The sequence below is a fragment of the Pseudomonas sp. PS01303 genome (genome assembly GCF_029959385.1).
Classification (GTDB): domain Bacteria; phylum Pseudomonadota; class Gammaproteobacteria; order Pseudomonadales; family Pseudomonadaceae; genus Aquipseudomonas; species Aquipseudomonas rustica.
The window spans coordinates 1-11759 of record NZ_JASCPK010000167.1 but is presented as its reverse complement, the minus strand read 5'-3'; the positions used below and the strand labels follow the sequence as shown (position 1 = coordinate 11759).

General features: G+C 57.7%; 12 protein-coding genes. 3 read left to right on the top strand and 9 right to left on the bottom strand.

Annotated features, from left to right (window positions below):
- Positions 1–115 precede the first annotated feature (115 nt).
- The 5 genes from QMX93_RS27040 to rplM all read right to left on the bottom strand — a co-directional run bounded on the left by QMX93_RS27040 (position 116) and on the right by rplM (position 3804).
- Positions 116–895 carry a cytochrome c1 gene (locus QMX93_RS27040; RefSeq protein WP_159815079.1) on the bottom strand — a complete coding sequence of 260 codons (780 nt, stop codon included), beginning with the start codon at positions 893–895 and terminating at the stop codon, positions 116–118.
- Positions 895–2106 carry a cytochrome bc complex cytochrome b subunit gene (locus QMX93_RS27035; RefSeq protein WP_016985147.1) on the bottom strand — a complete coding sequence of 404 codons (1212 nt, stop codon included), beginning with the start codon at positions 2104–2106 and terminating at the stop codon, positions 895–897. Before QMX93_RS27035 ends, QMX93_RS27040 begins: the two co-directional genes overlap by 1 nt.
- Positions 2106–2699, bottom strand: a complete 594-nt coding sequence (gene petA / locus QMX93_RS27030; protein ID WP_053123662.1) for a ubiquinol-cytochrome c reductase iron-sulfur subunit — start codon at positions 2697–2699, stop codon at positions 2106–2108. The genes QMX93_RS27035 and petA overlap by 1 nt, the downstream gene beginning before the upstream one ends.
- A gap of 269 nt (positions 2700–2968) precedes the next feature.
- Positions 2969–3361, bottom strand: coding sequence for a 30S ribosomal protein S9 (gene rpsI, locus QMX93_RS27025; protein ID WP_008080273.1), 393 nt, complete (start codon positions 3359–3361; stop codon positions 2969–2971).
- A 14-nt stretch (positions 3362–3375) separates the two neighbouring features.
- Positions 3376–3804 carry a 50S ribosomal protein L13 gene (gene rplM / locus QMX93_RS27020; RefSeq protein ID WP_019693576.1) on the bottom strand — a complete coding sequence of 143 codons (429 nt, stop codon included), beginning with the start codon at positions 3802–3804 and terminating at the stop codon, positions 3376–3378.
- 245 nt (positions 3805–4049) lie between these two features.
- On the opposite strand from rplM, the gene QMX93_RS27015 reads away from it, so the two are divergent.
- Positions 4050–5090, top strand: coding sequence for an NADP(H)-dependent aldo-keto reductase (locus QMX93_RS27015; RefSeq protein WP_282358585.1), 1041 nt, complete (start codon positions 4050–4052; stop codon positions 5088–5090).
- Positions 5091–5262: 172 nt separating this feature from the next.
- Here QMX93_RS27015 and QMX93_RS27010 read toward each other — a convergent pair whose 3' ends face one another.
- Positions 5263–6399 carry an acyl-CoA dehydrogenase family protein gene (locus QMX93_RS27010; RefSeq protein WP_064120486.1) on the bottom strand — a complete coding sequence of 379 codons (1137 nt, stop codon included), beginning with the start codon at positions 6397–6399 and terminating at the stop codon, positions 5263–5265.
- A 250-nt stretch (positions 6400–6649) separates the two neighbouring features.
- Here QMX93_RS27010 and QMX93_RS27005 point away from each other — a divergent pair, with 250 nt between their 5' ends.
- Entirely contained in the window at positions 6650–7546 is an 897-nt protein-coding gene (locus tag QMX93_RS27005; protein WP_172680158.1) for a GlxA family transcriptional regulator, read from the top strand.
- A 259-nt stretch (positions 7547–7805) separates the two neighbouring features.
- Here QMX93_RS27005 and zapE read toward each other — a convergent pair whose 3' ends face one another.
- The 3 genes from zapE to QMX93_RS26990 all read right to left on the bottom strand — a co-directional run bounded on the left by zapE (position 7806) and on the right by QMX93_RS26990 (position 11000).
- Complete coding sequence (zapE, locus tag QMX93_RS27000) at positions 7806–8900, bottom strand: cell division protein ZapE (RefSeq protein WP_053123668.1); 1095 nt, start codon at positions 8898–8900, stop codon at positions 7806–7808.
- A 90-nt stretch (positions 8901–8990) separates the two neighbouring features.
- A complete protein-coding gene (locus QMX93_RS26995) occupies positions 8991–10346 on the bottom strand; it encodes a tryptophan--tRNA ligase (RefSeq protein ID WP_212548769.1) in 1356 nt (451 codons plus the stop codon).
- A 24-nt stretch (positions 10347–10370) separates the two neighbouring features.
- Positions 10371–11000: an alpha/beta fold hydrolase gene (locus QMX93_RS26990; RefSeq protein ID WP_053123793.1), complete on the bottom strand. Its 630-nt coding sequence runs from the start codon at positions 10998–11000 to the stop codon at positions 10371–10373.
- Positions 11001–11144: 144 nt separating this feature from the next.
- Here QMX93_RS26990 and QMX93_RS26985 point away from each other — a divergent pair, with 144 nt between their 5' ends.
- Positions 11145–11582: a DUF1043 family protein gene (locus tag QMX93_RS26985; protein ID WP_053123671.1), complete on the top strand. Its 438-nt coding sequence runs from the start codon at positions 11145–11147 to the stop codon at positions 11580–11582.
- The last annotated feature ends 177 nt before the right edge of the window (positions 11583–11759 follow it).

Genomic DNA, 11759 nt, shown 5'->3' with positions numbered 1-11759 from the left:
ACCGGAAAACCGCGCGCGCCCAGAGGGCGCCGCCCGCAATGGCTGGCGAACCAGACGTTGCGTTATCGGAGGCGCCCTTGGGCGCGCGCGATTAACAGCAATGCTTTGAAGCGTATCAGTGCACGTCTTTCCAGTATTCACGCTTGAGCAGGTAGGCGAACACAAAGAAGAACGCCAGGTACAGCAAGACGTAGGTACCGATGCGCTGATGTTGCAGCTTAACCGGGTTAGCCGAGTAAGCCAGGAAGGTTACCAGATTCTTGACCTTCTCATCGAACTGCTCTTCGTTCAGAGCACCGGATTTCGGCACGATGGTCAATTGATCGCACGCTTCATGAGTCAGCGGCGTACCGGTCAACGGATCATATTGCTTCTTGCCGTCTTCGACGATCTGCACTTGTTTGCAGCCCACCACTTGGCGACCTTGCAGGCCGACCAGTACGTTAGGCATGCCGACGTTCGGGAAGACCTTGTTGTTCACACCCCATGGGCGCGCCGGATCTTCATAGAACGACTTCAGGTAACCGTAGAGCCAGTCTGTGCCACGCACGCGAGCCACCAACGTCAGATCCGGTGGTGCTGCGCCGAACCAGGTTTTGGCGTCCGCCGGCTGCATGCCGATGGTCATGTGATCACCGATCTTGGCACCGGTGAACACCAGCTTCTCCAGCATCAGTTCGTGCGGCACGCCGAGGTCGTCGGCAACGCGCTCGTAACGCTGGAACTTGGCGCTGTGGCAACCCATGCAGTAGTTGGCGAAAGTGCGCGCACCGTCCTGCAAAGCAGCTTTATCGGAGACATCGATGTCGACTTTTTCCAGCTCCGCACCGTGTTCAGCAGCGAACGACAAGACAGGCAACGCAGCAAAAATCAGAGCAAAAAATAACTTTTTCATCAGCCAGTCACCCTTTCCGGAACCGGTTTGGTCTTCTCGAGCCTGGTGTAGAACGGCATCAGAATGAAGTAGGCGAAGTACAGGAAGGTGCAGACCTGCGACAGCAAGGTTCGCTCCGGCGTCGGCGCAAGCACACCGAGAATGCCGAGGATCACGAACGAAATGCAGAACACCACCAGCCAGATTTTGCTCATCCAGCCTTTATAGCGCATCGATTTGACCGGGCTTCGATCCAGCCACGGCAGCACGAACAGCACCGCAATCGCCGCGCCCATGGCGATAACACCCATGAGTTTGTCCGGGATTGCCCGCAAGATTGCGTAGAACGGTGTGAAGTACCAAACCGGCGCAATATGCTCTGGCGTCTTGAACGGGTTAGCTTGCTCGAAGTTTGGTTTTTCGAGGAAGTAGCCGCCCATTTCCGGGAAGAAGAACACAATGAAGCAGAAGATAAACAGGAACACCACGACACCGACAATGTCTTTCACGGTGTAGTACGGGTGGAAGGCGATGCCGTCCAGCGGGATGCCGTTTTCGTCTTTGTGCTTCTTGATGTCGACGCCGTCAGGGTTGTTCGAACCCACTTCGTGCAGCGCCAGAATGTGCAACACCACCAGACCGAGAATCACGATCGGCAGCGCAACAACGTGCAAGGCAAAGAAGCGGTTCAGGGTAATGCCGGAGATCAGGTAGTCACCACGAATCCACTGGGTCAGGTCGTTACCGATCACCGGTATCGCACCGAACAGCGAGATGATCACCTGGGCACCCCAGTAAGACATCTGACCCCATGGCAGCAGATAACCCATGAAGGCTTCGGCCATCAGCGCCAGGTAGATCAGCATGCCGAACACCCAGACCAGTTCACGCGGTTTCTGGTACGAACCGTAAAGCAAGCCACGGAACATGTGCAGATAGACCACGATGAAAAACGCCGAAGCGCCGGTCGAGTGCAGCAAACGCAGGATCGAGCCGTACTCGACGTCACGCATGATGTATTCAACGGAAGCGAACGCTTCTTCTGCCGACGGCGTGTAGCTCATCGTCAGCCAGACACCGGTGACGATCTGATTGACCAGAACCAGCAGTGCCAGAGAGCCGAAGAAATAGAAAAAGTTAAAGTTTTTTGGCGCGTAATACTTGCTGAGATGGTCTTCCCACATTTTTGTCGCGGGAAAGCGCGCATCAACCCAATCCATGAACTTGCTCATCACGCTTTCTCCGTATCGACGCCAATGACAATCAGGTCATCGGTCTCATAGGAATGCGGGGGAACTGGCAGGTTCAAAGGCGCAGGTTGCGACTTGTAGACGCGGCCAGCCAGATCGTAGTGGGAACCGTGGCAAGGGCAGAAATAACCGCCTACCCAGTCTTTACCCAGATCCGCAGGTGCCACTTCGGGACGGAAGGTCGGTGAGCAACCCAGGTGTGTGCAGATCCCGATCAGCAGCAGAATTTCCGGCTTGATCGATCGCACTTCAGGGTCGACATAGGTGGGTTGCGTGGAGTTTTTGGATTCAGGATCGGAGAGCTGGCCCTCGATCTTTTTCAGATTATCCAGGATTTCCTTGGTACGGCGGACAATGAACACCGGCTGGCCACGCCATTCAGCAATCATCTGCTGTCCTGGCTCGACTTTGCTGACATTCACTTTCACCGGTGCACCGGCGGCTTTCGCCTTGGCACTGGGAAACCATGACCCCACGAACGGGACCGCAGCCCCCACCGCTCCTGCAGCACCCACCACGGATGTGGCTGCTACCAAGAAGCGACGCCGGCCTGCATTCACGCCGTCATTGCTCATTCAGTCCTCTCCCATCAGCTTTTGTGGCCTGTTAAATCAGGCATCTACTAAATAAATCAATGTTACTTATAAAAATTTTGCCGAATGGTAATGAAAAGCCCCAATTCTGACAAGGGAATTACCCGGAGCTCTTACCCTCAAGCCTTGCAGTATAGGGGGTCTACGGAAGTGGCAAGTTGTCGCAGCGCAATTCTTTGATAAATCACAGGCATAAAAAAACGCCCGCTTCCGTGAGGAGGCGGGCGTTCTTTTTGAACGTGGAAGCGGAATTAACGCTTCGAGTACTGCGGACGCTTACGCGCTTTACGCAGACCAACTTTCTTACGTTCAACTTCACGGGCGTCGCGAGTAACGAAGCCAGCTTTGCGCAGAGCGCCACGCAGGGTTTCGTCGTAGTCCATCAGAGCGCGAGTGATACCGTGGCGGATTGCGCCAGCTTGACCACTTACACCACCGCCGATCACGGTGACGTAGATGTCGAACTTCTCGACAGTCTCAGTCAGCTCCAGCGGCTGACGAACTACCATGCGGGCAGTTTCGCGGCCGAAGAAGTTTTCCAGCGAACGGTTGTTGATGGAGATGTTACCAGTACCCGGACGCAGGAAAACGCGTGCGGTTGCGGTCTTGCGACGGCCAGTGCCGTAATTTTGAGTCGCCGACATAATGTACTATTCCGTTAAAACTTCAGTTCTTGGGGCTGCTGAGCAGTATGTGGGTGTGCAGCGCCCGCATAGACTTTCAGCTTACGGTACATGTCGCGACCCAGTGGGTTTTTAGGCAGCATGCCTTTAACCGCGGTCTCGATCACGCGCTCAGGGGCTTTAGCGATCAGCTTTTCAAAGTTGATCGACTTGATGCCGCCCGGGAAACCGGAGTGGGAGTAGTAGATTTTGTCAGTGGTTTTAGCACCGGTAACACGAATCTGCTCAGCATTGATAACGACGATGTAGTCGCCGGTGTCAACGTGAGGAGTGTACTCAGGCTTGTGCTTGCCACGCAGACGGCTCGCGATTTCGGTGGCCAGACGACCCAGGGTCTGACCAGCAGCGTCGACGACAAACCAGTCGCGCTTTACTGTTTCTGGTTTAGCAGTAAAAGTTTTCATTCTTTATAGCCTCAGGGGCCGCCCTGTAAATTAGACGGCGGATCTTACTGAATAGTGCGTACTTTGACAAGTCAAAGGCAGCCGGATACAGACGCTTTCGGGGGCTCGGGTCGGCGCGTCCGTTCAACGGCAAGATTCTTCGGCGGCGGCGCATCACTTCCACTGCAGAAAGAGGTCGGCAATTATGCAGATTGCGAAAAATAATTCAACCTGCTTTTATGATTGTTTTGCCCAAGGAGTACCCGATGGACTATCGCCAGCTAGGCCGTACCGACCTGAACGTGAGCGCAATCTGCCTCGGCACCATGACCTGGGGCGAGCAAAACACTGAAGCTGAAGCCTTCGCCCAGATCGAACGCGCCAAGGAAGCCGGGATCAATTTCATCGACACCGCCGAGATGTACCCGGTGCCACCGAAAGCCGAAACCTACGCCACCACCGAGCGTTACATCGGCAATTATTTCAAAAGTCGCGGCGATCGTGCCGACTGGATCCTCGCCAGCAAAATTGCCGGCCCAGGCAACACCATCGACTACATCCGCGATAAAAACCTGCGTCACAACCGCCAACACATCACCGCCGCGGTGGATGCCAGCCTCGAGCGCCTGCAGACCGATTACATCGATCTGTACCAATTGCACTGGCCAGAGCGCAGCACCAACTTTTTCGGACAGCTGGGCTACAAGCACAAGATCGAAGCCAATCTGACACCGCTGGAAGACACTCTCGAAGCGCTCGACGAGCAAGTGAAGGCCGGCAAGATCCGCCACATAGGTCTGTCCAATGAAACGCCGTGGGGCACCATGCGTTTTCTGGCGTTGGCTGAAGCCCGTGGCTGGCCGCGTGCGGTGTCGATCCAGAACCCGTACAACCTGCTCAACCGCAGCTTTGAAGTGGGTCTGGCGGAAATCGCCATCCGCGAACAGTGCGGCCTGCTCGCCTATTCGCCGCTGGCGTTTGGTTTTCTGTCAGGCAAGTACGCAGGTGGCGCGCGTCCGCCGAAAGGCCGTCTGAGCCTCTATAGCCGCTTCAGCCGCTATTTCAATGCGCAGTCGGAAGCAGCGTGCAGCCGTTACGTCGCCCTCGCCCGTGAGCACGGTCTGGATCCGGCGCAGATGGCGTTGGCGTTCGTGACTCAGCAACCGTTCGTCACCAGCAACATCATTGGTGCGACGACGCTTGAGCAACTGGACAGCAACATCGCCAGTTTTGATCTGAAGCTTTCCGATGAAGTGCTGGAAGGGATTGAGGCGATTCACAAGGATCATCCGAATCCAGCGCCTTGATTGACCATTAAAAGCTTCGCGGGCAAGCCTTGCTCCTACAGAGAATCAAAATCCGTCTGATCGTTCCCACGCTCCGCGTGGGAATGCATCCCGTGACGCTCCGCGTCGCATTCACAGCGGGACGCGGAGCGTCCCCGGCGGCATTCCCACGCAGAGCGTGGGAACGATCAACCTAGAGAGAGCGCGCAATGATCTCTTTCATGATTTCATTGGTACCGGCATAAATCCGCTGCACCCGCGCATCCGCCCACGCCCGGGCCACCGGGTATTCCCACATAAAGCCGTAGCCGCCATGCAGTTGCACGCATTCGTCGAGCACCTTGCATTGCAGGTCGGTGCCCCAGTATTTGGCCATCGCCGCCGTCGGCACATCCAGCTTGCCTTGCAGATGCAGTTCCAGACATTTGTCGACAAACACTCGGCCGATCTGAATTTCAGTGGCCATTTCTGCGAGCTTGAAGCGAGTGTTCTGGAAATCGGCAATTGCCTTGCCGAACGCCTTGCGATCACGGGTGTAATCCAGCGTCCATTGCAACGCCGCTTCAGCTGAGGCCAGACCGCCAATCGCCACCGTCAGGCGTTCCTGCGGCAACTCCTGCATCAGATAAGCAAACCCTGCCCCGGCCTGCCCCAGCAGATTTTCTTTCGGCACGCGTACGTCCTGGAAGAACAATTCCGACGTGTCCTGCGCCTTCATCCCTACCTTCTCGAGGCGTTTGCCCTTCTCGAAACCCGGCGTATTCGCTTCGACCAGAAACAGGCTGGTGCCCTTGGCGCCAGCCTTGGGATCAGTCTTGGCAACGACGATCACCAGATCCGCGAGAAAGCCGTTGGTGATGAAGGTTTTCGAGCCATTGATCACGTATTCATCGCCGTCCAGCACAGCGGTGGTTTTCACGCCTTGCAGGTCGGAGCCCGCGCCTGGCTCGGTCATGGCGATGGCGGTGACCATTTCGCCGGAGACCAGTTTCGGCAGGTATTTGTGTTTCAGCGCTTCACTGCCGTAATGCAGGATGTACGGCGCGACGATGTCCGAATGCAACGAGAATCCGATGCCGGTCAGGCCCAGCCGGCCGACCTCCTCGATCACCACGGCGCTGTAGAGAAAGTCCGCCCCCAGCCCGCCGTATTCTTCCGGCAGGTGTGAGCAGAGCATCCCCGCCTCCCCCGCCTTGTTCCACAGCTTGCGGTCGATGTGGCCTTGTTTCTCCCACTGCGCATGGAACGGCACGGCCTCTTTTTCGAGGAAGGTTCGTACGCTGTCGCGGAATAATTCGTGCTCGGAGCTGAACAAGGTTCTGGGGATCATGCGGCACCTTTCTTTCTTGTTGGAGGGAGATGACCCTCAGAGACTAAGCCTCCCCTCCGACACAGGACACTGGACACATCCGACAAAAAATAAGACGATCCAGCCGTCTGGTGACCACTTTCCCTTATAAAAACAAAACAAAAGTTGAATTATGTCCAAGCAAGTCTCCACGCCCTTGCGGCGCGTCAGCATCCTGGCTATCGACCGGGTTTTCGCCTTCACCCTCATGCAAGCCAAGGATTTTTTCCATGTGGCGAGCCTGCGTTACGGCAAACAACTGGGCCACGGCCTGACACCGGCGTTTGAAACGCGCATCGTCAGCCCCGACGGCAAACCGGTGACAAGCTTCAGCGATGTGGTGATTCCCGTCGACGGTGGTCTGGAAAACACCGATATCATCATCCTCCCGGCGTTCTGGGACGACTTCGAAACCCTGTGCACCCGTTACCCGCAAATCATGCCGTGGCTGCGTGAGCAACATGCTCGCGGCGCTGTGCTGTGCGGCGAAGCCACCGGGGTGTTCTGGCTGGCCGAAGCCGGGCTGCTGAATGGCAAAGAGGCGACCACGTACTGGCGTTTCTTCAACGCCTTCACCGAGCGCTTCCCCAAGGTGCACCTGAATCAGGACAAGCACCTGACTGACGCCGACAACCTGTATTGCGCCGGCGGCACCACGTCGGCCTGCGACCTTTACATCTACCTGATCGAGCGCTTCTGCGGAGCCAACGTGGCGCAGGCTGTGGCCCGTGACATTCTGTACGAGGTGCAGCGTAACTATTCGCCGGGGCGCATTGGCTTTGGCGGGCAGAAGCTGCATCAGGACGTGATCATCCTGCAGATTCAGCATTGGCTTGAAGAGCACTTCGCCGACAAATTCCGCTTCGAAGATGTGGCGCGCGAGCATGGCATGAGCATTCGTAACTTCATGCGTCGCTTCCAGACGGCGACTGGCGATAAGCCGTTGCATTACCTGCAACGGCTGCGCATCGAGACGGCGAAGGGCTTGTTGTCGGGCAGCCGCAAAAGCATCAAGACCATCAGTTATGAGGTCGGTTACGACGACGCGAGCTTCTTTGCGCGGTTGTTTCGTCAGCACACCGAGCTTTCGCCGAACCAGTATCGGCAGCAGTTTCAGCAAGCTGCCTAACCCCCCCCCTTGATGATCGTTCCCACGCTCTGCGTGGGAATGCTGCCAATCGACGCTCTGCGTCCGCCCCGGAATGTGACGCAGAGCGTCACGGTATGCATTCCCACGCGGAGCGTGGGAACGATCAAGATCGCAGCCTGCGGCAGCTCCTACAGAATGGCGTATACCTGTATGAGCTGGCGAAGCCTGCGATCTTTTGATCTTCAGCGCATAAAAAAGGGCCTGCAATTGCAGGCCCTTTTTATTTGCCGAAATCCGCTTAAGGCTTGTGCGCCCGCGACAGGAATTCGTGCGATTGCATTTCCAGCAGACGGCTCAGCGTGCGCTGGAATTCGAAATTCAAGCGGCCGCCGGTGTACAGATCCTTCAGCTCGACTTCAGCGGAAATGATCAGCTTGACGTTACGGTCGTAGAACTCGTCGACCATGTTGATGAAGCGGCGAGCGATGTCGTCAGTGGTGACGCTCATCTGCTCGACACCGCTGAGCAGCACGGCGTGGAAGATCTTGCCCAGTTCGATGTAGTCGTTCTGGCTACGCGGGCCGTCGCACAGTTCGCGGAAGTCGAACCAGGCCACGTCGTCGCAAGTACGCAGGGCGCGGATCTCGCGGTTCTCGATCATCAGCACGTCATTCTCGACCGCTGCTGTGCATTCCGGCGTCAGCGCGCGGAAGCTCTTGCGCAGGCTTTCGTGGGACGCTTCGTCGAGCGGAAAGTGGAACAGCTCCGCTTGTTCGAGGTGACGCAGACGGTAATCGACGCCGCTGTCGACGTTGACGATCTCGGTGTTCTGCTTGATCAGCGCGATGGCCGGCAGGAAACGCGCGCGTTGCAGGCCGTCCTTGTACAGACCGTCCGGGACGATGTTCGAGGTCGCGACCAGGGTCACGCCATTTTTGAAGAGTTCTTCCATCAACGTGCCGAGAATCATCGCGTCGGTGATGTCGGAGACGAAGAACTCATCGAAGCAGATCACCCGCGACTCGTCGGAGAAACGCTTGGCGATGATGGTCAGCGGGTTTTTCTCGCCGCCGAGGGTTTTCATCTCTTCGTGCACGCGCTTCATGAAGCGATGGAAGTGAGTGCGGGTCTTTTCCTTGAACGGCAGCGCTTCGAAGAAGGTGTCGACCAGGTAAGTTTTGCCGCGACCGACGCCGCCCCAGAAATACAGGCCCTTGACCGGCGTCTGATCCTTCTTGCCAAACAGTTTGCTCAGCAGGCCTGGCTTGTTCTGATCGGCCGCGATCAGATCGTCGTACAGACGCTGCAAATGACGCACAGCAGTTTCCTGCGCGGCATCATGGAAGAAGTCCGGGCGTTTCAGATCAGCTTGGTATCGTTCTAGGGGCGTCATAATTCGTTAGCAAGGCAACAAAAACGGGCCGTCACTGTAGCGATGGCCCGGGGGAATGGCAATCGGCCCTTGGTCGGGCCGTGCCGCCGATTAGTCTTGAACCGGGGTCAGCGCGACGCGCAGCGCCTCGATGGCCGCATCGCGAGCCGCAGCATCGGCGAACGCCGGGCTGTCGCCCACGCACTCGCCTTCGAGCCAGACGCTGAAGCTCAGGTCTTCGCTGCGCACGTCCAGCGCCTGACCCGATTGCAGTTGCTTGGTCACCTGCCCTGCGGCTTTGCCGTCGGCGAAGTTGCGCGACAGCAGCAATTGCTCGCCATCGGCCGCCAGCAGACGGAAACGGAAGCTGCCGTCGTCTTCACGGAAGCTGACGAAACGCGCGGCTTTCGCGGCTTTCTTCTTGGTGGTTGCGGCAACCTGAACCTGATTGACGAACGAACGCAGGCCAACGGCTTCGCGCAGTTCGTTGAGGAACGGCGTGGCCACAGCACGGGCCTTTTTCGCACCGATCTGCAGGATATCTTCCAGATCCGCCGGGCGTTCGATCAGTTGGTGATACTTGTCGCGCGCTTCGCCGAGATCGTTGTCGAGCAATTGGAACAGACGGCTCTTCGCCTCGCCCCAACCCAGACCACCGAGCAGTTCGCTGCGGAATTCGTCAGCCTGCGCTGGTGTGGCGAAGGCCTGGAACAGCGTGAACAAATGCGAGTTGTCCGGATCTTTCGCTTCGCCTGGCGCTTTCGAGTCAGTAACGATCCGCGAGATCGCGTCCTTCATGTCTTTGGCGCTGGAGAACAACGGGATGGTGTTGTCATAGCTCTTCGACATCTTGCGACCGTCGAGGCCTGGCAACGTCGCCACGCTTTCTTCGATCAGCGCTTCGGGCATGGTGAAGAATTCTTTGCCCTGACCGAACAAGTGGTTGAAACGCTGGCCGATGTCGCGGGCCATCTCCACGTGCTGAATCTGGTCGCGACCAACCGGCACTTTGTGCGCGTTGAACATCAGGATGTCCGCCGCCATCAGCACCGGGTAGCTGTAGAGGCCCATGGTGATGCCGGCGTCCGGGTCTTCACCGGTTTCAACGTTCTTGTCCACCGAGGCCTTGTAGGCGTGCGCACGGTTGAGCAGGCCCTTGGCGGCGACGCAGGTCAGCAGCCAGGTCAGCTCAGGGATTTCCGGGATGTCGGACTGGCGGTAGAAGGTCACGCGGTCGACATCGAGGCCACCGGCTAGCCAGGTCGCGGCGATTTCCAGACGCGAGCGCTGGATGCGCAGCGGGTCATCGCATTTGATCAGGGCGTGGTAGTCGGCCAGGAAGTAGAACGAATCGGCATTGCTGTCGCGGCTGGCAAGGATCGCCGGGCGGATGGCGCCGGCGTAGTTGCCCAGGTGCGGCGTGCCGGTGGTGGTGATGCCGGTGAGGATACGGGTACGGTTCGTCATGGGTAATCGCTTGTCAGACTGCAATCAATTCGAGAGACGCGGCAGGATCAGATCCTTGAGATCGGTCAGCTTGCCATGAAAAAAGTGTCCGCATTCTGCCACTTTCAGCAGCTCATGGGGGCGCTGGAGTTGTTCCGACCAGTCGTAAACCAGTTGCGGATCGATGACTTCGTCGGTTTCCGGCTGGATCACGGTGAGTTCGCCCTGCTGCGGCAGTTGATCCTGCTCGCCAAGACGCATGACCGCCGGGGCGACCATGAACAGGTGCTTGAGCTGCACGCCTTGGTCTTCAAGACGACCGCCGAGACTTGCTGCAACAAATCCGCCGAAGGAGAAACCGAACAGAGTCAGCGGCAAGTTCGGATGTTTTTCGCGCAGCCATGCCGCAGCCGCCTGGGCATCATCAACTTCACCGGTGCCCATGTCGTGCGAACCTTCGCTGGCGCCGACGCCGCGATAGTTGAAGCGCAAGGTAATCAGGCCGGCGTCGCGCGCAGTGCGCTGCAGGGTCGAGACGACTTTGTTGAGCATGGTGCCGCCCTGCACCGGGTTCGGGTGGCAGATCAGCGCGATGCCGCGCGGCTGCTCGTTATCGAGGTACAAGGCTTCGATTTGGCCAACTGGGCCGGCAATCACTACAGGGGTTTCACGCATCAGCAAGGAAGGAACTCCGTGACCTCGAATCGGGTCGACTCGTCTAGCAAATTGTCTGTGCCAATCTATTGCGAGTGAATCGCGGTATACAGCGCAGGTTCGAGCCGTTAACGTAAAGCAAAGCCGTTTATAGAGGAAGGACTCGTGGAACACTCGCTCTTAGTTTGGTTGTTACCGACTCTTGCCCTGGTTGTGGGTGTCGCCATTGGATTCCTGATCGCGCGCGTTGCGCCGAACGCCGCGCCGAGCCGTACGCAGCGTCAACTGGATGATATCCAGGAGCGCTTCGACAGTTATCAAAACGAGGTGGTCACCCACTTCAACAGCACCGCGATGCTGGTCAAGAAACTGACCCAGAGCTATCAGGAAGTGCAGGATCACCTCGCCGAGGGCGCCAACCGTCTGGCCCTGGACGAGCAGACCCGCCAGCGCCTGATGGCCGCCCTGCACGCCGACGCGGCGCAGGCACCGCGCGAGCGCCTGACGCCACCGCACAACAATCAAGAACCGCCGCGTGACTACGCACCAAAAACCCCGAACGCGCCGGGCATGCTTGATGAGCATTATGGTTTGAAGAAGTAAGCAGTCTTCGCTGCAAACCAAAAGCCCCCGGACAGTGATGTGTTCGGGGGCTTTTTTGTGTCTGGGGATTTTGTGGGTAACTGCACCGACGCCTTCGCGAGCAAGCTTTGCTCCTACAGCGGACCCGTGCACTTGTAGGAGCAAAGCTTGCTAGCGAAGGGGCCGGCACAAGCCACG

Coding starts and splice junctions, on each gene's coding strand:
- QMX93_RS27040 (WP_159815079.1), bottom strand. CDS start 895: ATGAAAAAGTTATTTTTTGCTCTGATTTTTGCTGCGTTGCCTGTCTTG.
- QMX93_RS27035 (WP_016985147.1), bottom strand. CDS start 2,106: ATGAGCAAGTTCATGGATTGGGTTGATGCGCGCTTTCCCGCGACAAAA.
- petA (WP_053123662.1), bottom strand. CDS start 2,699: ATGAGCAATGACGGCGTGAATGCAGGCCGGCGTCGCTTCTTGGTAGCA.
- rpsI (WP_008080273.1), bottom strand. CDS start 3,361: ATGTCGGCGACTCAAAATTACGGCACTGGCCGTCGCAAGACCGCAACC.
- rplM (WP_019693576.1), bottom strand. CDS start 3,804: ATGAAAACTTTTACTGCTAAACCAGAAACAGTAAAGCGCGACTGGTTT.
- QMX93_RS27015 (WP_282358585.1), top strand. CDS start 4,050: ATGGACTATCGCCAGCTAGGCCGTACCGACCTGAACGTGAGCGCAATC.
- QMX93_RS27010 (WP_064120486.1), bottom strand. CDS start 6,399: ATGATCCCCAGAACCTTGTTCAGCTCCGAGCACGAATTATTCCGCGAC.
- zapE (WP_053123668.1), bottom strand. CDS start 8,900: ATGACGCCCCTAGAACGATACCAAGCTGATCTGAAACGCCCGGACTTC.
- QMX93_RS26995 (WP_212548769.1), bottom strand. CDS start 10,346: ATGACGAACCGTACCCGTATCCTCACCGGCATCACCACCACCGGCACG.
- QMX93_RS26990 (WP_053123793.1), bottom strand. CDS start 11,000: ATGCGTGAAACCCCTGTAGTGATTGCCGGCCCAGTTGGCCAAATCGAA.